This window comes from Streptomyces sp. NPDC008125, assembly GCF_042957125.1.
Lineage (GTDB): Bacteria > Actinomycetota > Actinomycetes > Streptomycetales > Streptomycetaceae > Streptomyces.
In genome coordinates, this window is sequence record NZ_JBIBHR010000007.1 from 269,919 (window position 1) to 290,773 (window position 20,855).

Consider the following 20,855-nt stretch of genomic DNA (forward strand, 5'->3'; position numbering starts at 1 on the left):
TCTCAAAGTAACTACATACTTCATGAACATCTTCAGCCGCAGCTCAACCCACCGACGCGCAGCGGATACGGGCGCGGGCACGACGGTCGCGCCTCCCGCCGCCGTGCTCCCCCATCCGGCGCTGAAGGGGCTCACCGGGGAATGGATGATCGATCCGGCGCACAGCAGGATCGGGTTCTCCGTGCGGCACGCCATGGTGACGACGGTGCGGGGCTCGTTCGCCGAGTACGAGAGTCTCCTCTACTTCGACGGCAGCAACCCCGCCCGCTCCCGGGCCGAGATCTCCATCGCCACCGCCAGCGTCGACACCGGGGTCGAGCAACGCGACGGCCACCTCGTCGGGCGGGAGTTCCTCGACGCCCGGACGCACCCCCGGATGGTCTTCACCAGCACCGCCGTGACCCTCCAGGCGGAGGACGTCTACCGCATGACCGGCGACCTCACCATCAGGGACACCACCAACCCGGTCGATCTGGAGCTCACGTACATCGGCCACGTCACCGACCCGTTCGGCTACGAGCGCGTCGGTTTCGACGGCACCACCACCATCAACCGCTCCGACTGGGGACTCACCTACAACGCCCGCCTCGCCGAAGGCGGTGCCATGGTCAGCGAACGGCTCCGCCTCCAGTTCGACATCGCGGCCATCCGGAAGCCGATCGAGGTGTGAGGGGTTCCGTCACGGCGGAACGACGGGGCCGCGACGGATCGACGGTTCGCAGCCGGTCGACGGGGTGACGGGCGGTCGGTGGGGTGACGGGCGGTCGAGGGGTGACGGCCGGTCGACGGGGTGACGGGCGGTCGAGGGGTGACGGCCGGTCGACGGGGTGACGGGCAGTCGACGGGGTGACGGCCGGTCGGTGGGAGCGGGACACCGGAGGGGCGCCGACGTACCCGGAATCCGCGATCCGCGACCCGGAACGCCGGCCTCGGAATCCGTAACACGCGCGTAGCAAAGCGGGCCGTCCCGCCCCCTAGGATCACCCCAACACTCCCACCTGCGGTTCCTCCTGCCGCAGGTGGTCCGTGTCCTCCCCCTCCCACCGACCGGGTACGGCCCTGCCCCGCCGTGTCCGCGACCCCGAAGGCGGCCTGCATGGTCTCTCCCGTACGCGTCTGGCTCAACCGCACGTACGCGGAGAACGTGTTCTTCATCGATCAGTTGCGGCGCAATCCGCAGGGCCGTCCCGTCGACGTCCACGCCACGCACGCCGACCCGGACTCCCCGGTGCTCGCGGCGGCCGACACCTCGGCGCCGGAGCCGGAGAACCTGTCGCCCGCCGCGTACGTCGAGTACGCGCTGGACCAGTGCGCGCGGCGCGGCATCGACGTGTTCGTACCCGTCCTCCACCAGGCGGCTCTGGCCGCGCATCGCGAGGACTTCGCGGCCCTCGGGACGACGTTGCTCGCGCCGCCCGCCGAGGCGGTCGGCCTCTTCGCGAACAAGGCGCTGGCGTACGAGACCGTGCGGCGGGTCGGCGCTCCCGTGCCGCCGTGGTGGCGGGTGCGCGACGAGACGCAACTGCTCGCGGCGGTCGACGCCATCGAGGCGGACGGCGGCAAGGCGTGCTTCAAGCCGACCGGCGGCGAAGGCGGAGTCGGGTTCCGGATCATCACCCGGGCTCCGTTCTCCATGCTGCACCTGACCGGATTCCCCAGCCCCTACGTGCCGTTGGAGCTGGTGACCCGGGCGTTGCGGCGCACCGAGCGGTCCGTCGACTGGCTCGTCATGCCGCGCCTGGACGAGCCGGAGGTCTCCGTCGACTGCCTCACCGGCCCCGACGGGGAAGTCCGCCTGGCGGTGGGCCGTACGAAGAACGGCCGGCGGCGCGGCTTCACGCTCGACCCCGCATGGATCGAGCCGGCCCGCCTGATCGCCCGGTCCTTCGGTCTGCACTGGCTGACGAACATCCAGTTCCGCGTGCACGCGGGCGAGCCCGTCCTGATGGACGTCAACACCCGCCCCGCCGGAGGCCTGCACCAGCTCTCCCAGTGCGGACTCAACGTGCCGTGGGCAGCGGTACGCCTCGCGCTCGGCGACGACCCCGGCGAGCTGACCCCGGACTTCCTCGGCTCCGACTACGCGGTGGTCCCGGGCCCCCGCGCCCTGAGCCCGTCGCTCCCGCAGCAGCGGACCCAGTCGCCGCCACCCGCGCTCGCGCTGCCGGCCGCCGAGGCCGGGCTCGGTATGGCGTCCGTTCTCCCGGTGGCGAGCACGCCGCAGGCGGCGGAGCTGCCTTGACGGGGGAGCGCGGGATCGCGAGAACCGAAGGCCGAACCCGCCGCGCGTCGTGACGCCTGCGGCGGAGGCGTCACGACGCGTCGGACGCGTTCTTCGTCCGGCGGTCCCCGAGCACGGCGTGATCCGGTCCGCCGGCCGGGGCGGCGGCACGCAGCGCCGCTTCGACCCGGCGGTTGCTCGTCATGGTCGCCGTGACGGCCGTCATCGCCAGGAGCAGGCCGGCGGCGGAGTAGAGCGGGGTGCGGAGGTCGTAGGCGGTGGCCAGCCAGCCGCCGACGAAAGCCCCGACGGGCGCGGCGCACATGGCCAGCATGCGGGAGGTGGAGGCGACCCGGCCCATGAGGCGGGGCGGGACGATCGCCTGCCGCAAGGAGGGCGCGAGCACCATCGTGGCGCCCATACCGGCCCCGCAGAAGGCGAGCGCCAGGCCGGCCACGTACGGGTTCGGGGCAGCGGCGAGGCCCAGGACGGCAAGCCCTTCGACCGCGGCTGTGCAGGTCAGCGCGGTGCCGGTGCCGAGACGCCGGCCGAGGCAGGAGGCGATCCCCGCACCGAGCAGACCGCCGGTTGCCTCCGCCGTGAGGAGCAGGCCGAAGCCGTAGGTGTCGATGCCGAGACGCTCGTGCGCGAAGAGGGCGAGGACGGTCTCCACGGCGACGAAGGCGACGTTCCCGACCGCCGGGCGGAGTGCGAGCCCGAGCAGCAGCCTGTTTCCGAAGACGTACGAGGCCCCGGCCCGCGCCTGTCGGAGGAGCGACTCGCGGACCTCCGGCACGGGCGGGGGCATGGCGGGCAGCGTACGGACCAAGAGGGCGGAGAGCAGGAACGACATCGCGTCGGCGAGCAGCGGTACCGCCCGCCCCAGTGCGAGCAGCGCGCTCCCGGCCGGCGGTCCCGCGAAGCCGGACATGGCTGTCTGGGCGCCGCGCAGGCGGGAGTTGGCGCGTTCCAGGTGTGCGGGGTCGCGGCCGAGCAGGTCCGGCAGGTAGGCCGTGGCAGCCGTGTCGAAGAAGAGCCCGCCGAGGCCGAGCAGGAAGGCTACGGACGCGAGCAGCGGAATGCTCAGCGCGTCGAGCGCGGCCGCTGCCGCCGGTATCGCGAGTAACGCCGCGCGCGCCGCGTCGGTGACCCACATCGTGCGGCGGCGGTCCCAGCGGTCCACCAGCGCACCGCCGAGCACCCCGAAGAGCAGCCACGGCAGCGTACCGGCCGCCGTGACGACCGCGAGCGCCATCGGGTCCCGCGTCAACGTCAACGCGATCAGCGGCAGCGCGGCGTGCGACACCCCGTCACCGAGCGAGGAGACCGTCTGCGCGGTCCACAGCCGCCCGAACCCGGTCGCCGGCCTCTCTTTTTCCACCGTCACTCGGCGCTCCCCTCACCCTGCTCGCGCGGTGCCGGGCGGAACAGCGCGAAGACGAACGACGCGTCCTCGCGCGACGGATCGGACAACTCCTGGTACTCCTCCGCCAGCGCCTGCAGCCGCGCCCCCAGCTCCGTGAACTGCGCCTCGGTGAGCCGCAGATGGGCCATCCCGATGTGCCGCTCGCCGTCCACCGGCGACGCCTCCAGGTCCGCCACCGCATGGCGCATCAGCGCGTCCGGCTCTCCCTGGCCCGGATCCGGCAGCACGATCGCCCGAGCGGCCATGGCGTAGTACCGCTCGGTGACCCCCCGGACCTTCCGGGTCCGTACCACCTTCACCAGGCCGGCCCGCTCCAGCAGCCGTACGTGGTAGCTGGAACTCCCCTTCGCGAGACCCACCCGCTCGGCGATCTGCGTGATCGTCGCGGGCTCGAAGCGGAGCACGGCCATGATCCGGTGGCGCGTGAGATTGGAGACGGCGCGCAACTGCTCGTCCGTCGTGACGTGGAACGCCTCTGGAAGCTCATCGGTTGGCATGTGAGCAATGGTCAACGATTCTTGACCATTGAGCAAGGGGAATGAAGCGTGGACTTTCTGAAGTCCCCTACCGTGAACCCGACTTCGGCGTCCGTGGTGCGCGGTCGCCCCGGCCGCGGCTACGCCGTGTCTGACCATGCGCGTCGGATCAGCGGGTGGTGTCCGGTGCGGTGCATCGCAAGGCGGAGGACCGCCCGAGTACTGGGTGTACTCGGGCGGTCCGACAACGCCGCGAGGTGCCGTGCCGGGCTCCGACCGCACGGCGGGGAATGGTCGGACACGGCCGGGGCGGCCGGGGCTGGTCAGGACTGGAGGTTCTCCTCCGTCCACGACTTCCTCTTCGCCCGTCATGTCCCGAGGTCGCGGGTCGTGGGACGGGTGTGCCTCGGTGGCCGGGCAACACGAAGCTGACGCACCGCAGCGGCGGGCTGGGGCGGGTTCACCGCCTGGCCGGTGTCAGGGGCAGGTGACGAGGATGATGGAGAGGGCGGTGCAGGTGGCGCTCGCGCTGTTGTTGACGGCGTTGGGGTCGGTGGGTGCGGAGGTGGTCCGCTGGCCGGTGACCGTGACCGGTCCAAGGGTCAGCAGACTCAGCGGGACGCGGAATGTCTTGTTCACGCTGGCGCTGTTGGCGATGGGCCCGTAGGAACAGGTCACGGTGGTGCCGGCGGTGGTGCATCCGGCGGAGAGGCTGGTGGCGGACGCGCCCGGCGGCAGCGTCGCGGTCAGGGTCGCGGACGTGACGGCGTTGGGGCCGGTGTTACGGGCGGTGAGGGTGTAGCTCAGGTAGGGCACCAGGATGCCGATGTGGGGCTGCGCGGTGAGATCGACGTCGATGTCCGCGGTCGGCGGGGTGGCGACGGTGGTGGACTGGGCGGCGGTGTTGTCGCCGGGGGCCGGGTCGGTCTCCGTGGCGGTGGCGGTGGCGGTGGCGGTCAGGGTGCCGGCCGCGGTCGGGGTCACGTGCACGGCGACGGTGGCCGACGCGCCGTCGGCGACCGTGCCCAGCGCGCAGGTGACGGTCGGCGCGGTGATGGCGCAGGAGCCCTGGGAGGCGGTCGCGGAGGTGATGGTGCGGGCGGTTCCGGAGAGGGTGATCGTGGCGGTGGTGCCCGTGGCGGCGTCCGAGCCGTTGTTGTTGACGGTGGCGGTGTAGGTGAGGGGGTCGCCCGCGTTGACGGGGTCGGGGGCATCGGTGACGGCGACGGTCAGGTCCGCGGTGGGTGCGGCGGCGACGGCCGGGGCGAAGGCGACAGCGTAGGGGAAGGAGCCGAGCGGGAAGCTCGTGGTCACGGTGTTGGTGGCGGTGTCGATGACCGAGACGGTGCCGTCGTAGCCGTTGGGGACGTACACCGAGGTGCCGTCGGGGGTGACCGCGGACTCGAACGGGCCGTTGCCGACGCCGACGGTGGCGACGACGGTGTTGCTGGTGGTGTCGATCACCGACACCGAGGACGCGCTGTTGTTGCTGGCGTAGGCGCGCGTGCCGTCCGGGGACAGCGAGAGGCCGAACGGGCCGATACCGACGGCGATGCCCTCGGTGACCGTGTTGGTGGCGGTGTCGATCACCGAGACGGTGTGGGAGTTCTGGTTGCCGACGTAGGCGCGGGTGCCGTCCGGGGTCACCTTGATGACGTTGGGTTTCAGGCCGACGCCGACGGTCGCGACGACGGTGTCGGTGACGGTGTCGATGACCGACACCGTGTTGCCGTTGTTGTTGGAGACGTAGGCCCGTGTGCCGTCCGGGGAGAGCGCGATGCCGAAGGGGAGGGCGCCGACCGCGACCGTCCCGGTGACCGCGTTCGTGGCGGTGTCGACGACGGAGACGGTGTTCGCGCCGGAGTCGGCGGTGTAGAGGGTACCGCCGTCCGGGGACACCGCGAGCTTGATGGGGCCGGCACCGACCGCGATGGTGGCGGTGACGGCGTTCGTGGCGGTGTCGATCACCGACACCGAGGCCGAGCCGTTGTTGGCGGTGTAGGCGCGGGTACCGTCCGGGGACACCGCCACACCGATCGGGGAGGAACCGACGGGGATGGTCGCGACCGCCGTGTTGGTGGCCGTGTCGAGCGCCGTCACGGTGTTGCCGAACAGGTCGGGGACGTAGGCCACCGGGGCGGTCGGCACCGCCTGCGCGGCGGGGGCGGGCAGCGCGACCAGACCGGCGACGGCGAGTGCGCCGGCGGCGACCAGCGCGGAGAATCTCCGTCGCGGACGCGACGGACGTAACACGGAACGTGAGGACATCAGGTGCCTCAACCCTTCTTCGAGGCCCGCCCCGCGTCAGGGCGCCGAAGGGGGGCGACTCGAGGGCGCCGCAACATCAACGGCCCCCGGTCACCGCCACCAGGACGTACCCGCGACGGAGCGAACATCCCTGGCGGCCAACGGCGTTGGCCCCCTCGACTCACCCAGCATGACACCCCGGGGCCCCGCGTCAGGCCGGAACAGGACATGCGTGCTCGCCGCGTCCGAGCAGACGGCCCCGCCCCACCCCACGCGCCAGGGACCACACGGTCCGGCTGCGGGCCTCCGGGCGCGGACACCTCTCGCAGCTCGCCTCAACTGTCGTGGTCCGAGGCTTCGCGGGACTCGGCAAGGCAAGCCCCCAGGCCCCGCACCTGCCCGCCGGTGAGCGCATGGGCGACTCGGCCGCGGGTCTCCTCCGCCACGGCCCGCGGCGCGCTGCCGGCCTTCTTCAGCAGCGAGACGCTGGTGCCGACGTCGCACCGGTGCGCAGGCGGTCTTCCGGCGCCGACGACCTCCCGGACAAGGAAGGCATGGCTCGAGTTGCCGGGATTCTCCCCTGGGGACGTCCCCACCGGGGTGTGCGCCTCCATCAGCAAGGCCACGGGGGGCGCAGGTGATTCCGTGCACTCGACAAGCAGCTTGCCGGGTCGGCTTCGTCTCCGATCTCTGCCGGGAACGCGCAGCTCAGCGGCGCAGTTGGACGAGGGTGGTGCGGCAGCTCGGGGGCGCACGGCCGGTCGGAGCAGGCGTCGGGCGTGCGCGAAATCCCTGCTGGACATTCACACCAGCCACACAACTGTCGGCTGTGATGCTCTGCGCCTCTGGTGGCGGCTCAGCGGCGCCCCGACGATGGCTCACGGTTCAGCCCGCCGGTACCTGGCGGCGTATCAAGGGCCGGGGTCCACCCGGTCTCTCCGCGCGCCAGGTCTGCCGTCAGTGGGCCTGGGCGCCCTTCGGAAGGTCGTCCATGTTAGGCAGACCCAGAGCTTTGCTCCGCCTGCTGGTGCCGGCGGTGCTCGCCGCCGGCGCGCTCGTGCCGCTCTCGGCAGGCACCGCCTCCGCCGCGCAGCCGATCTGCGCGAGCGGCACCCTGCAGTTCGGCTACCAGTCCGCCGAGGCGGGTACCGCGAAGCCGACGCTGACCCGGGCCGCCCGCAGCGCCTCGGTCGAACTGTGGGGTCGGGAGCTGGCGACCGAAACGGACCACAAGCTGAACACCGGCACGCAGTCGACCGGTGCGGCCGACGGCTCGTTCAGCCTCTGCTACACCCCGGTCAACTCCACGGCTCTGGACCACCTGTTCGTACGCTTCGCCACCCGCAACAACCAGGTGTGGCGGGTCGCCAACGCCGCCGGCACGGTCTACACCTACGACACGCCGACACAGTCGAACGTATCGACGAACGTGACTCTCGGTACCGTCAAGCCGACCACCGCGGCTCGCGCCTGGCACGCCTTCGACACCGTCAACCCGCTCTGGTCGCGCCGGGCCAACTCGACCACGCCGTGCTGGACGACCGCCGAGACCAACGCGGCCACCTGCACCACATTGACACTGCGCTGGCAGACCGGTTCCAACGACGGGCCGTACTACGACCTGTCGAACACCGTCCACCTGGCCGAGGGCGACCCGGACTCCGAACACACCGTGCTGCACGAAGCGGGCCATTTCTTCCAGCACCGGCTCTACAACGGCACGTTCCCCACCGTCACCAACTGCAACCCGCACTACATCCCGTTGGTGTCGTCCGCCACCTGCGCCTGGACCGAAGGCTTCGCCGACTCGGTGGCCGCCTACCTCCTGGGCGACCAGCGCTACGTGTTCCCCGACGGCTCGTCCTACCCGTTCACCACGGCCGCGGGCTGGCAGACCGGCGACCAGGTGCAGGGCAACGTGGACGGCGCGCTGCTCCAGCTGTGGAACCAGGTGGACGGAAGCTGGGACCGCACCATCGCCACCCTGGCCTCGCACACCCCCTCCACCTTCGCCGACTGGTTCAAGAACGTCCGCCCGACGGCCGTGCCGCCGCTGTCCACCACCGGGTCGGCGCTGACCGCGCTCGACACCTTCGCCATCAACTACGGCCCCACGGTCGTCGGCGACAACGCTTACCACGCACTCAGCAACGGCGGCGGCGTCGCGCTCCAGCGGGGGACGGGCTGCAGCATCGCCGTCTCCGCAGTGGCCCAGTTCGCCGCCCTGGACACCTCCCGGGCATCCCAGCGCTGGAAGTTCGCCGCCAACAGCGACGGCACCGCGCGGGTCTACGACAGCTGCCCGATCCCGCTGACCCTGACCGCCCCGACCACCGCCGGCGGCCAGATCTCCCTGCAGGCCATCAGCCTCGGTGCGGCCAACCAGCGCTGGCAGGTGACTCAGAACTCCTCCGGCACCTACACCCTGACCAACCCGGCCACCGGATTCGTCCTGGACGGCAACGCGACGGCAGGCCAGGCGGTCACCGCCACCACCGCATCCGCCGGCTCGGCCAGCCAGAAGTGGGCATCGGTCTTCTCCATCTCCTGACCCCGGTCCCCCGCCGACCCGCAGGTGCGAACTGCAGATTTCTGACGGGTCGGCGGGCGACACCGCCAACGGCGGCCTCCGCTCCGGCATCTGCGCCGCCGACACCCCGACCGGCTGCTGACCGCCGGCCCCTCTGGCAGGAGGGGCCCGGACACGACAACAGAGCCGGTCAAAGCGACAAACTGTCGCTTTGACCGGCTCTGTCTGGTCGGTTGACCGTGGTGTCCGAGGGGGGACTTGAACCCCCACGCCCGATAAAGGGCACTAGCACCTCAAGCTAGCGCGTCTGCCATTCCGCCACCCGGACAAGGTGTGTGTCGTTCGCGGCGTGTTTCCCGCGGCGACAAAGAGAACAATACCAGGGGTTTGGAGCTCCGATCACCATGTTTCCCGTGGTCAGTGCGGTGCGGGGCACCGAGGGGTCGAGTCCTGAACAGCGGGGCGCGATTCACCACGATGTGTCACCGGACCCGCACGCAACGTCGCGGGGGGCTACCTTCGCGGTCATGAACGTCCGGTACCACCTGCGCCCTTTCGCCCTCTCGGACCTGCGCGAGCACCTCCGGGACACCTTCTGGTTCGCTCCGGCCGCGGGGCTCCTGGGCGCCTTCCTCCTCTGGTGGGGGGCGTCGTCGCTGGATACGGCGATCGTCGCGCACCTGCGGGTCGACAAGGCGTACCGGGAGCTGGGCGATCTCGCCTCCTTCGCCAACGACGCCCGTACGGTCGTCACCACCGTCAGCGCGGCGATGATGACCTTCATCGGTGTCGTCTTCAGCATCTCGCTGGTGGCCGTGCAGATGGCGAGCGGGCAGCTGACACCGCGCATCGTCCGGATCTTCGTACGGAGCCGGATCACCAAGCTCACCCTGACGGTGTTCCTGGCGACCTTCGTGTTCTCGCTGCTGGTCCTGACCTCGTACGAGAGCGAGACCGAGATCCCGCGCCTGACCTCGGTGCCGGTGCTGCAGAGCCTGCTGACCCTGGCGATGGTCGCCCTCAGCCTGCTGCTCTTCATCACCTACGTGTCGTCGACCCTGCGGCTGCTCCAGGTCGGCCCGGTCGTCGACCGGATCGCCCGCGACTCGCTGCGCGCGCTGGAGCACCAGCCGGAGGAGGAGAACCGCGAGGCGGCCGCCGGGTCTCCCGGTCCGCCGACCCTGCCACCCGAGACCGGCAGAGTGGCGTACGGGGGCCGGGCGGGGGTGCTGCGGGACGTGGACGTGACGTTGCTCGTACGGGCGGCGCGGCGGCGGGGGGCCGTACTGCGGCTGCTCCCCCGCATGGGGGATTTCCTGGTGCCGGGAATGCCCCTGCTCGCGGTGCACGGCGGCGCCGGATCCGGGTCCGTCCCGGGCGACGCCGTGTCGGTGGGGGTCGAGCGCACGCTGCGGCACGATCCGTCGTTCGGCCTGCGGCAGCTCACGGACATCGCGCTGCACGCCTTGTCCTCTTCCGTGAACGACCCGACCACCGCGGTTCAGTGCCTCGACCGGACGGTGCAGTTCCTGGCGGCGTACGCGGACCGGCCGCTCGGTACGGTGCGCCACCGCGACCACCGGGGCGAGGTGCGGCTCGTCCTGGAGACGCCGGACTGGACCGACCTCGTGGATCTGGCGTTCGAGGAGGTCAGGCGGTGTGTGCCGGAGGCGGGACCGCAGGTCGTCAGGAGGCTGCTGGCCTGCCTGGACGACCTGCTGCTGTTCGTACCCGAGGAACGCGCGGCGCCCCTGCTCAGGCACCGCGCGCTCCTGCTCCTGGCGGTGGGTCGGACGTCGCCGGAGCGTGCCGAGCGGACGTTCGCGCTGGTCCCCGACCGGAAGGGCATCGGCTGACGGGCCGACCGCCACCCGCCCGGGCCGCCCGGCCGTGCCAGGGGCCGGGGACCGCGGGCCGGGTCAGCCCTTCTCGCGCTGGTGGTACGTCCGGCGGGTGTGCTCGGTGTGCGCCCGCATGGCCTCCGTGGCGCGGCGCTCGTCGCGGGTGGCGATGGCGGCGATCAGCTCTCGGTGCTCGATCCAGGACTGCTTCCCGCGTCGGCGGGCCACCGGAGTGTAGTACCAGCGGACCCGGCGTCCGACCTGCGCGGCGAGCGCCGAGAGCACGACGTTTCCGGCCAACTCCATGACCTTGTCGTGGAATTCGGCGTTCAGCGCGACCGCGAGGTCGACGTCGTCCTCGGCGACCGCCGCCTCGCCCCGGTCGCAGAGCTCCTCCAGCGCCGCGACGCCGTCCGCGTCCGCGTGGGCGGCGGCCAACCGGCCGGCCTCGGCCTCCAGGAGGGTACGGACCGAGAGGAGCTGGTCGGCCTCCTCCTCGGTCGGCTCGTGCACGAACGCGCCCTGCGCGGGGCGCAGGTCGACCCAGCCCTCGGTGTTGAGCCGCTGGAGCGCCTCGCGTACCGGCTGCCGGGACACGCCGAGTTGGCCGGCCAGCTCACTCTCCACCAGATGCCGGCCGGGCTGAAGAGCGCGGATGGTGATGAGTTCGAGCAGCGCGTCGTACACGCGTTCACGCAGCGGGCCCGGTCGTTCCAGCTTCGGCACGGCCCCCTGCGGCAGTCCGTCGAACAACATCGCGCTCCCCCTCCGGGCGGCGAGTAATTGCTTATCGTCTACAGTCTACCGATCAAGATCCGCAGGAACACAGTTGTCTCACGGACAGCGGATGACCTGGCCGGCGTAGGAGAGGTTGCCGCCGAAGCCGAAGAGCAGGACGGGCGCGCCGCTCTCGATCTCGCCCCGTTCCACCAGCTTGGACAGGGCCATGGGGATGGACGCCGCGGAAGTGTTGCCGGAGTCCACCACGTCCCGGGCGATGACCGCGTTGACGGCGCCGATCTTGCGGGCCACCGGTTCGATGATCCTGAGGTTGGCCTGGTGGAGCACGACGGCCGCCAGGTCCTCGGGGGCGATCCCCGCCTTCTCGCACACCCGGCGCGCGATCGGCGGCAGTTGCGTGGTGGCCCAGCGGTAGACGGACTGGCCCTCCTGGGCGAAGCGGGGCGGCGTCCCCTCGATGCGTACGGCGTTGCCCATCTCGGGGACCGAGCCCCACAGCACGGGGCCGATGCCCGGTGCGCCGCTCTCCCCCTGGTCCGCCACGACCACGGCGGCTCCGGCTCCGTCGCCGACCAGGACGCAGGTGCTGCGGTCGGTCCAGTCGGCGATGTCACCCATCTTGTCCGCGCCGATGACCAGCGCGCGGGTCGCCGCTCCGGCGCGGATCGCGTGGTCGGCCGTGGCGAGTGCGTGGGTGAAGCCCGAGCAGACCACGTTGATGTCCATCACCGCCGGGGAGCCCATGCCCAGCCGGGCGGCGACCCGTGCCGACATGCTGGGCGAGCGGTCGATGGCGGTGGAGGTCGCGACGAGGACGAGATCGATGCCGGAGGCCTGGAGTCCGGCCGTCGCGAGGGCCTTGGCGGCGGCGTGCGCGGCCAGTTCGTCCACCGGCTCGTCGGGACCTCCCACGTGGCGGGTCCGGATGCCGACGCGGCTGGTGATCCACTCGTCGCTGGTGTCGACCATGGCGGCAAGGTCGTCGTTGGTCAGCACCTTCGCGGGCTGGTAGTGGCCGAGCGCCACGACACGTGAGCCGGTCATGTACGGGTTCCCCTCGCTACGTATGGCAGGAACCATCCAGTCTTGGTCGCTACCGTCCGGTACGGGGGCACGTGATCCGACAGGAATACGGACCGCGGGTTGGAGCCTTAGGGCTGTCCCTCGATTCCTGGCGGGCGCACGGCGACCGTTGCGGCACCTCGCCGCATCGTCGAAACGCCCGAACCCATCCGGTATTCGGGCGTCTCTCCGCCTTGCGGTGCACCGGGTCCGACGCCGTGCGCCGATCCACCAGGACCTGCGGGACAGCCCTTCGGCGACCGACCCGCTCCGGAGGGGCGGTGGCGCACCCCGTGCTGCCGGCCCGTCAGGTTCGCTGCCGCGCGGCGGCCCGTCCGGGGCGGGCCGTGCGCGGTACGGGGAACGGGACCTGAGTGTGCGGGGACGGGGGCCCTGCGGTCCCCGGCACGTGTGGCGGAGAATGAGAAGGTGAAGGTGACCGCGGCCGCGCGACGGCCGGGAGGGCGGCCGCCTCCGCCGCGCAAGGGCCGCCGAGGCCTCCCCACGTACAGGAATCGGGTCTGAGCCATGGGACGGGTCACCGAGCGACGCCGCACTCTCCGCATCCGGGACGGGGCGGTGTCGAGCCGTGCCGACACGCTGGTCGCCGAGGAGCCGCTGGAGATCCGCCTCAACGGCAGGCCGCTCGCCATCACGATGCGTACCCCGGGCGACGATTTCGCTCTGGCGGCGGGGTTCCTGGTCAGCGAGGGGGTCATCGGCGCCGGGTCCGAGGTCCGGTCGATCGTCTACTGCGCCGGTGCGACGGCGGACGGCGTCAACACGTACAACGTGGTGGACGTGCAACTGGCGCCGGGCGTGGTGGTCCCGGACATCACCCTCGAACGCAATGTGTACACGACGTCCTCGTGCGGCCTCTGCGGCAAGGCCAGCCTCGACGCGGTACGGACGACGACCCGGCATCCGGTCGCCGACGAGCCGCCGGTACGGCTCACCCCGGAGCTGCTCTCGGTCCTGCCGGACCGGCTCCGCGCGGCGCAGCGGGTCTTCGACCGGACCGGCGGACTGCACGCCGCCGCGCTCTTCTCCGAGGAGGGCGAGCTTCAGGACGTCCGGGAGGACGTCGGCCGTCACAACGCGGTCGACAAGCTGGTCGGGCGGGCGCTGACGGACGACCGGCTGCCGCTGTCGCGGTCGGTGCTGCTGGTGTCCGGCCGGGCGTCGTTCGAGCTCGCGCAGAAGGCGGTGATGGCCGGGATTCCGGTCCTGGCGGCGGTGTCGGCGCCGTCGTCGCTCGCCGTCGACCTGGCGGCGGAGAGCGGGCTGACCCTGGTCGGCTTCCTGCGGGGGCCGTCGATGAACGTGTACGCGGGCGAGCACCGGATCGCACTGGAGTCCCCGGTCGCCGGAGGCTGATACCGCCCGCGGTACGGGCCGGAGCAGCAGCACGTACGTGTGCCCGGGAACGACGGGCGGGGCCCCGGTTCTCCGGGGTCCGGCCCGTCGTTCCGCCCGTCAGCTCGCGGTGGCCGCCGCGCTCGGGGCGGACGCACCGGAGACCGGCCGCGCCGGCTCCTCGGGGTCGCGGGAGCGGCGCTTGGCGATGACCGCGCAGACCATCAACTGCATCTGGTGGAAGAGCATCAGCGGCAGGACGGCGAGGCTCGCGTGCGCGCCGAACAGGACACTGGCCATCGGCAGCCCGGACGCCAGGCTCTTCTTCGATCCCGCGAACTGGATGGCGATCCGGTCGGCGCGGTCGAAGCCGAGCCGCTCAGCTCCGTACCAGGTGACCGCCAGCATGACGGCCAGCAGGACCGCCTCGGCGGCCAGCAGCGCGACGAGCCGCAGCGGGGTCACCTGGTGCCAGATACCGGCGACCATGCCCTCGCTGAAGGCGGTATAGACGACGAGCAGGATCGAGCCCCGGTCGACGTAACCCAGGATCTTCTTGTGGCGGCCGAGGAAGCCGCTGGTCCAGCGGCGCAGCAGCTGCCCCACGACGAAGGGGACGAACAGCTGCAGGACGATCTTCACCAGGGAGTCGGCGGAGAAGCCTCCGGCGGAGCCGCCGAGCAGCAGGGCGGCGAGCAGCGGGGTGATCACGATCCCGGCGATGCTGGAGAAGGAGCCCGCGCAGATCGCCGCAGGGACGTTTCCGCGCGCGATCGAGGTGAAGGCGATCGACGACTGGATGGTGGACGGCACCAGGCAGAGGAAGAGGAACCCGGACTGGAGCTGCGGGCTCAGGACGAAGGGCACGAGGCCCTTGCTCGCCAGTCCCAGCAGGGGGAAGACCACGAAGGTGGAGCAGAGCACCGTCAGGTGGAGCCGCCAGTGACGCAGGCCGTCCATCGCCTCGGCCGTGGAGAGCCGGGAACCGTAGAGGAAGAACAGGAAGGCGACCGCGGCGGTGGAGGTGTCGCCGGCCACGTCGGCGGCGGTGCCCGACGCGGGGAGCAGCGCGGCGACCACGACTGTCCCGATGAGCGCCAGGATGTACGGGTCGACGGGCAGCCAGGACGGCAGTCTCGGGGTGCGGGGGCTCATGTGCTCCACGTTCGTCTCACGGTCGAATGTATACAGTCGCCATTCTGCTCCTGCCCCATCCCATCGGGAAACCCGCATACCGAACTCACTGTCATCACGTATCGCGATAACCTGAACTCCATGTACGACCCCGCACAGCTCCATACCTTCCTGGCGGTCGCCCAGACCCTGAGCTTCACGCAGGCCGCCCGACGGCTCGGCGTCCGGCAGTCCACGGTGAGCCAGCACGTGCGGCGGCTGGAGGAGGCCACCGGCCGGCAGCTGTTCACGCGGGACACCCACCGGGTGGACCTCACGGAGGACGGCGAGGCGATGCTCGGGTTCGCCGGCACGATCCTGCGGGCACACGAACGCGCCTCCGCGTTCTTCGCCGGCACTCGGCTGCGCGGCAGGCTGCGCTTCGGCGCCTCGGAGGACTTCGTCCTGACCCAGCTGCCGGAGATCCTGGAGAGCTTCCGCGAGGAGCACCCGGAGGTGGACCTGGAGCTGACGGTGGAGCTGTCCGGCTCGCTCCACCAGTCGCTCGCGGCCGGCCGGCTGGACCTGGTCCTGGCGAAGCGGCGGACCGGCGACACCCACGGAGAGCTCGTCGGGCGGGACGCTCTGACCTGGATCGGGGCGCCGCAGCTGCGGATCGACCCGGAGCGGCCGTTGCCGCTCATCGTGTTCCCGCCGCCCGGCATCACCCGGGCGCGCGCGCTGGAGGTGCTGGAGCGGCACGGCCGGTCCTGGCGGCTGGCGTGCACGAGCACCAGCCTCAGCGGACTGATCGCAGCGGCCCGCGCCGGGCTGGGCGTGATGGCGCACACCCGCGGCCTGATCCCGCCGGGGCTGGTGGAGGTGCCGGTGGGAGCCGGGCTGCCGGACCTCGGCGACGTCGACTTCGTCCTGCTCCACGGCCACCGGCGGGGTGGCTCGCCGGAGGCGGCGGACGCCCTGGCCGCCGCGATCCTGGCCGGCGGGGACCGGCTGCACCGGAGGTTCGGCGGTCCGGGCGACGCACCGGCCTGAGGCACCCCCTCGGGCCCCGGGCTCGCGTCCGTGGCACGGTCTCGCACCGGCGCACCAGCGCACCGGCCGGAACCGGCCCCCGGCCGCCCGCGACGACATCGGAAAACGCCTCGCCGGAACGGCAGATCGCCCTTCACCAGCGCTCGCACGGCGGCCTCCACGGCGCGTGCGCGAGGCTCCCACCTGTACAGATTCTGTGCAGAAAGGGCGACGCGTGCTTACTCCACGGTCAGAAGTCCGCCCGAGCCTTGCCCATCTGGCCGGATTTCGACGCATGCCGGGCGCCCGGGGCCCGCGCGGGCGGGCCCTTTCCCCTCCCACGGGCTCCCGGGTTGGGGTAGCGTCGCGGCGCTGTGCGGAGCGCCGTAAGGAGCAGGTCATTGCGCGAGTTCACCGTCCCACCCATGGCAGCCGCACGACGTCCGGTCGGGGGCCTCGCCGACACCGTCTTCGAACAGGCGCACGATGATCCGCAACGGGTGTCGTTCGGCCGGAAGGATGCGGACGGGCAGTGGCAGGACGTCACCGCCGAGGCCTTCCGCGACGAGGTGCTGGCGCTCGCGCGGGGGCTCGTTGCGCACGGCATCCGGTTCGGCGACCGGGTCGCCCTCATGTCCCGTACGCGGTACGAGTGGACGCTCTTCGACTTCGCCCTGTGGACCCTGGGCGCCCAGTCCGTGCCGGTCTATCCCACGTCCTCGGCCGAGCAGGTCCTGTGGATGCTGCACGACGCCGAGGTCTCCGCGATCATGGTCGAGCACGAGGACCATGCCATGACGGTGGGCTCGGTGATCGACCGCTTGCCCCGGCTGAAGCGGCTGTGGCAGCTCGACGGCGACGCGGTCGCCGAGCTGATGGAGGCGGGCACCCGGATCGACGACGAGGTGGTGCACCGCCACCGGCGTGCGGTAACACCCGACTCGGTGGCCACGGTCGTCTACACCTCGGGGACGACCGGCCGACCGAAGGGCTGCCTGATCACCCACGCCAACCTGATGTTCGAGGCCGACACCATGGCCCAGCGGTGGGAGCCCGTCTTCCGCTCCAGACCGGGCGACGAGCCGTCCACCCTGCTCTTCCTGCCGCTCGCGCACGTCTTCGGCCGCATGGTGGAGGTCGCCTCGCTGCGCAACCGCGTGACCCTCGCCCACCAGCCGGAACTCTCCGCCCACGCGCTGATGCCGGATCTGGAGTCGTTCCGGCCGACGTTCGTCCTGGCCGTCCCCTACATATTCGAGAAGCTCTTCCACGGCGCCCGCCGCAGGGCCGAGGCGGAGGGACGGATCGGCCCGTTCGACAAAGCCGTGGAGGTCGCCGTCCGGTACGCGGAGGCGATGGAGCAGCGGACCTTCGGTACCGGCCCCGGCCCTTCGGCGGGCCTTCGGATGCAGCACCAGTTCTTCGACAAGGTCGTGTACAAGAAGTTCCGCGACGCGATGGGCGGCCGGATACGGCACTCGATGTCCGGCGGCTCCGGCATGGAACGCCGGCTGGGGCTGTTCTTCGCGGGCGCGGGCATCGAGATCTACGAAGGGTACGGGCTCACCGAGACCACCGCCGCCGCGACGGGCAACCCGCCCGGCCGGGTCAGGTACGGAACCGTGGGCCAGCCCATCCCCGGCACCACCGTGCACATCGCCGAGGACGGCGAGGTCTGGGTCCACGGAGGCCAGGTGTTCGCGGGGTACCTGGGCAATCCCGAGGCGACGGCGGCGGTCGTGCACGACGGCTGGCTCGCCACGGGCGACCTCGGCGCGCTGGACGAGGACGGCTACCTGACGATCACCGGGAGGAAGAAGGAAATCCTCGTGACGTCGGGCGGCAAGAGCGTCTCCCCCGCCGGACTGGAGGAACGGGTGCGGGCGCACCCGCTCGTCGCCCAGTGCATCGTGGTCGGCAACGACCGCCCGTACATCGCGGCGCTGGTGACGCTGGACCAGGAGGCCGTGGACCACTGGCTCGCGATGCAGGGCCGGGCCCCGCTGCCGCCGGCCGAGCTCGTCCGGGACCCGGACCTGGAGATGGAGGTGCGCCGCGCGGTGGTGGCCGCCAACACCGCCGTCTCGCAGGCGGAGTCGATCCGTACGTTCCGCATCCTGGCCCACCGGTTCAGCGAGGAGCGCGGCCTGCTGACGCCGTCGCTGAAGCTGCGGCGGAAGGCGATCGAGACGGCGTACTCGATCGAGGTGGACGCTCTCTACGGCTGAGCGCCTGCCGTCGAGCCCCGCCACGCACCCCGTTCCTGGGACCTGTCCTTCCCAGCCCGCCCCGGGAACCTGGCGGATCGCGGGGAACCGGGGGACGCGGGGGACGCGGGGGACGCGGGGGACGCAGGGGACGCGGGGGACGCAGGGGACGCAGGGGACGCGGGGGACGCAGGGGACGCAGGGCGCGATCCGGGAATGGATCGGACGCGCCGATCGTTCTCCGTGGGAGTAATGACCACCGACGTAAGGATCGACCGCTCGTGAGCAAGGTCCCCTCCCTCAGCCTCAACAATGGCGTCGACATGCCGCAGCTCGGTTTCGGTGTCTGGCAGGTGCCGGACGACGAGGCGGAGCAGGCGGTCACGACCGCGATCGAAGCCGGATACCGCAGCATCGACACCGCTGCGATCTACGGGAACGAGTCGGGCACGGGCAAGGCCATCGCCGCATCCGGTGTCGCCCGCGACGAACTCTTCGTCACCACGAAGCTGTGGAACGCCGACCAGGGCTACGACGCCACGCTGGCGGCCTTCGACACCTCGCTGGACAAGCTGGGCCTGGACTATGTCGACCTGTACCTGATCCACTGGCCGACGCCCGAGAAGGACCGTTACGTCGACACGTACCGCGCCTTCGAGAAGATCTACGCCGACGGCCGCGCGAAGGCGATCGGCGTCTCGAACTTTCTGCCGGAGCACCTGGAGCGGCTGATCGGCGAGACCTCGGTGGTCCCGGTGATCAACCAGATCGAGCTGCACCCCCAGCTTCAGCAGGCCGAGTCCCGGGCCGCCCACGCCAAGCACGGCATCGCCACCGAGGCCTGGTCCCCGCTCGGCTCCGGCCGGGGCCTCCTGGAGGTTCCGACGGTCGTCGCGGTCGCCCAGAAGCACGGCCGCACGCCGGCCCAGGTGGTGCTGCGCTGGCACCTCCAGCTCGGCAACGTCGTCATCCCTAAGTCCGTGACCCCGTCGCGGATCGCCGAGAACATCGACGTGTTCGACTTCGAGCTGGACGCCGACGACCTGGCCGCCTTCGCCGCGCTCGACGAGGGTAAGCGCCTCGGCCCGAACCCGGCCGAGTTCAACTGACCCCTTCCGACGCGCGGCTCCGACGCGCGCGTACGGCTCGACGGCGTCCCCCCGCTGCGGCGGGGGGACGCCGTCGGCGTCTCCGGGCCTGCGGGCGGACCGGCCGGACCTGCGCACCGACCGCCCGGCGTGAGTGCGTTCCAGCCCGGTCAGGACGCTCGGACACGACGGCGTGCGCCCCGACGAGCCCCCGCGGGACGTGTTCCTTCGTCCCGGACGCCCCCGAAGTCTGTCCCGCACCTCCTGCAGGAGGTGCGGGACAGACTTCACTCGGCCCCGTGGGCGGGCGCGGCGGCCGTCACCCGGGCGGCCAGGGCAAGGTCCTTCGCGGTGACCGCACCGCCCGCGTCATGGGTGTGCACGGCGAGGGAGACGGTGTTGTACCCGAGCGTCAGGTCCGAGTGATGGTTCAGTTCGTCCTGGATCCGGGCGACGTGGACGGTGAACGCGGCGGCGGCGAAGTGCGACGGAAGCCGGTAACCACGCGTCAGCCGGCCCCCTTTGTGCTCCCATCCGGGCAGTTCGCCCAGGCCTGCCTCGATCTCGGTGGGTGTCAGCGGTTCGGCGGGCATGCGTGACTCCTTCTCGGGCGGTACGGGCCGCCGGTGCGGCGGCCCGGAACAGCGGTTCGGAACAGCGGTTCGGAACAGCGGTTCGGAACAGCGGTTCGGAACAGCGGTTCGGAACAGCGGTTCGGAACAGCCGGGCGGCGGTTCGGGACGGCCGACGCCGTGTCGGGCCTCCGCCGGCTCCGGTCATGATCCGCCGGACGGCCCCCGGCCGACGCGCCCGACACGGCCCCCGGCCCCCGGCCCACGCCCCACGGCCCACGCCCTACGGCCCTCGGCCTCGGCCCTCGGCGGATACGCGCTGGGCCGCGTCGTGGATCCGGGCTAGGGTGCGCCGATGCCCACGCATCTGCCCCACCCGCCCCACCTGCTCGCCGCGGTCCCGCTGACGACATCACGCCTCGTCCTGGAACCGCTCACCGTCGAACACGCGCGTGAGGCGTTCTCCGTCTTCGACGACGTCCGGCTCCACACCTGGACCGGCGGGTCGCCCTGCTCCGTCGCGCAGCTCGAAGCCCGTTACGTCCGCCAGTCGGCGGGCCGGTCGCCGGACGGCACGCAGGGGTGGCTGAACTGGATGCTGCGCAGGACCTCGGACGGGGTGCTGATCGGCACGGTCCAGGCCACGTCGTACCGTCGGCCGCCCACCGGGGACGCCGTGGAGGCGTCGCTCGCCTGGGTGGTCGGCGTCGACCACCAGGGTGCGGGCTACGGACGTGAGGGAGCGCTCGCCATGGCGTCCTGGCTGCTGGCACGGGGAGTGGACGGGCTGGCCGCGTACATCCGCCCCGGGCACACCGCGTCGGCGGCCATCGCGCGGGCGCTCGGGCTGCGGGCGACCGACGCGGTGCTGGACGGCGAGGTCCGGTGGAGCGACTCCGGGAGGTAGGGCCGCGCGCCAGGAAACCGTCCACCACACGCGCGA

16 protein-coding genes and 1 tRNA gene are annotated in these 20,855 nt (G+C 71.8%); 9 read left to right on the plus strand and 8 right to left on the minus strand.

The window, feature by feature from the left end:
* Positions 1–22: 22 nt before the first annotated feature.
* Positions 23–670, plus strand: coding sequence for a YceI family protein (locus ACFZAX_RS14815; protein WP_390961783.1), 648 nt, complete (start codon positions 23–25; stop codon positions 668–670).
* A gap of 426 nt (positions 671–1,096) precedes the next feature.
* Positions 1,097–2,242: an ATP-grasp domain-containing protein gene (locus tag ACFZAX_RS14820; RefSeq protein WP_390961784.1), complete on the plus strand. Its 1,146-nt coding sequence runs from the start codon at positions 1,097–1,099 to the stop codon at positions 2,240–2,242.
* A 70-nt stretch (positions 2,243–2,312) separates the two neighbouring features.
* Here the strand turns inward: ACFZAX_RS14820 and ACFZAX_RS14825 are convergent, their stop codons facing one another.
* The 3 genes from ACFZAX_RS14825 to ACFZAX_RS14835 form a co-directional block, all read right to left on the minus strand.
* A complete protein-coding gene (locus tag ACFZAX_RS14825) occupies positions 2,313–3,608 on the minus strand; it encodes an MFS transporter (protein WP_390961785.1) in 1,296 nt (431 codons plus the stop codon).
* Positions 3,605–4,144, minus strand: coding sequence for a helix-turn-helix domain-containing protein (locus ACFZAX_RS14830; protein ID WP_390961786.1), 540 nt, complete (start codon positions 4,142–4,144; stop codon positions 3,605–3,607). The genes ACFZAX_RS14825 and ACFZAX_RS14830 overlap by 4 nt, the downstream gene beginning before the upstream one ends.
* Positions 4,145–4,600: 456 nt before the next feature.
* Complete coding sequence (locus ACFZAX_RS14835) at positions 4,601–6,391, minus strand: CARDB domain-containing protein (protein WP_390961788.1); 1,791 nt, start codon at positions 6,389–6,391, stop codon at positions 4,601–4,603.
* 970 nt (positions 6,392–7,361) lie between these two features.
* Here ACFZAX_RS14835 and ACFZAX_RS14840 point away from each other — a divergent pair.
* Entirely contained in the window at positions 7,362–8,921 is a 1,560-nt protein-coding gene (locus tag ACFZAX_RS14840) for an RICIN domain-containing protein (protein WP_390961789.1), read from the plus strand.
* A 219-nt stretch (positions 8,922–9,140) separates the two neighbouring features.
* Here ACFZAX_RS14840 and ACFZAX_RS14845 read toward each other — a convergent pair.
* A tRNA-Leu gene (locus ACFZAX_RS14845) sits at positions 9,141–9,228 on the minus strand.
* 199 nt (positions 9,229–9,427) lie between these two features.
* On the opposite strand from ACFZAX_RS14845, the gene ACFZAX_RS14850 reads away from it, so the two are divergent.
* Entirely contained in the window at positions 9,428–10,756 is a 1,329-nt protein-coding gene (locus ACFZAX_RS14850; protein WP_390961790.1) for a DUF2254 family protein, read from the plus strand.
* A gap of 63 nt (positions 10,757–10,819) precedes the next feature.
* On the opposite strand, the gene ACFZAX_RS14855 is transcribed toward ACFZAX_RS14850, so the two are convergent.
* Positions 10,820–11,497 carry an FCD domain-containing protein gene (locus tag ACFZAX_RS14855; RefSeq protein ID WP_390961791.1) on the minus strand — a complete coding sequence of 226 codons (678 nt, stop codon included), beginning with the start codon at positions 11,495–11,497 and terminating at the stop codon, positions 10,820–10,822.
* A gap of 78 nt (positions 11,498–11,575) precedes the next feature.
* A complete protein-coding gene (locus tag ACFZAX_RS14860) occupies positions 11,576–12,526 on the minus strand; it encodes a beta-ketoacyl-ACP synthase 3 (protein ID WP_390961792.1) in 951 nt (316 codons plus the stop codon).
* Between the two features lie 546 nt (positions 12,527–13,072).
* On the opposite strand from ACFZAX_RS14860, the gene fdhD reads away from it, so the two are divergent.
* Positions 13,073–13,921 (plus strand): formate dehydrogenase accessory sulfurtransferase FdhD, encoded by an 849-nt coding sequence (fdhD, locus tag ACFZAX_RS14865; RefSeq protein ID WP_390961794.1) that lies wholly within the window; start codon positions 13,073–13,075, stop codon positions 13,919–13,921.
* Between the two features lie 99 nt (positions 13,922–14,020).
* Here the strand turns inward: fdhD and ACFZAX_RS14870 are convergent, their stop codons facing one another.
* Positions 14,021–15,055, minus strand: a complete 1,035-nt coding sequence (locus ACFZAX_RS14870; RefSeq protein ID WP_390961795.1) for a bile acid:sodium symporter — start codon at positions 15,053–15,055, stop codon at positions 14,021–14,023.
* Positions 15,056–15,166: 111 nt separating this feature from the next.
* On the opposite strand from ACFZAX_RS14870, the gene ACFZAX_RS14875 reads away from it, so the two are divergent.
* The 3 genes from ACFZAX_RS14875 (at position 15,167) to ACFZAX_RS14885 (ending at position 19,361) form a co-directional block, all read left to right on the plus strand.
* Complete coding sequence (locus ACFZAX_RS14875; protein WP_390961933.1) at positions 15,167–16,066, plus strand: LysR substrate-binding domain-containing protein; 900 nt, start codon at positions 15,167–15,169, stop codon at positions 16,064–16,066.
* Between the two features lie 404 nt (positions 16,067–16,470).
* The gene (locus ACFZAX_RS14880) at positions 16,471–18,273 is read left to right on the plus strand and encodes an AMP-binding protein (protein WP_390961797.1); all 1,803 of its coding nucleotides are present in this window, start codon (positions 16,471–16,473) and stop codon (positions 18,271–18,273) included.
* Positions 18,274–18,533: 260 nt separating this feature from the next.
* Positions 18,534–19,361, plus strand: coding sequence for an aldo/keto reductase (locus ACFZAX_RS14885; RefSeq protein ID WP_390961799.1), 828 nt, complete (start codon positions 18,534–18,536; stop codon positions 19,359–19,361).
* A 266-nt stretch (positions 19,362–19,627) separates the two neighbouring features.
* On the opposite strand, the gene ACFZAX_RS14890 is transcribed toward ACFZAX_RS14885, so the two are convergent.
* Positions 19,628–19,933, minus strand: a complete 306-nt coding sequence (locus ACFZAX_RS14890; RefSeq protein WP_390961802.1) for a 4a-hydroxytetrahydrobiopterin dehydratase — start codon at positions 19,931–19,933, stop codon at positions 19,628–19,630.
* 334 nt (positions 19,934–20,267) lie between these two features.
* On the opposite strand from ACFZAX_RS14890, the gene ACFZAX_RS14895 reads away from it, so the two are divergent.
* Complete coding sequence (locus tag ACFZAX_RS14895; RefSeq protein ID WP_390961804.1) at positions 20,268–20,819, plus strand: GNAT family N-acetyltransferase; 552 nt, start codon at positions 20,268–20,270, stop codon at positions 20,817–20,819.
* The last annotated feature ends 36 nt before the right edge of the window (positions 20,820–20,855 follow it).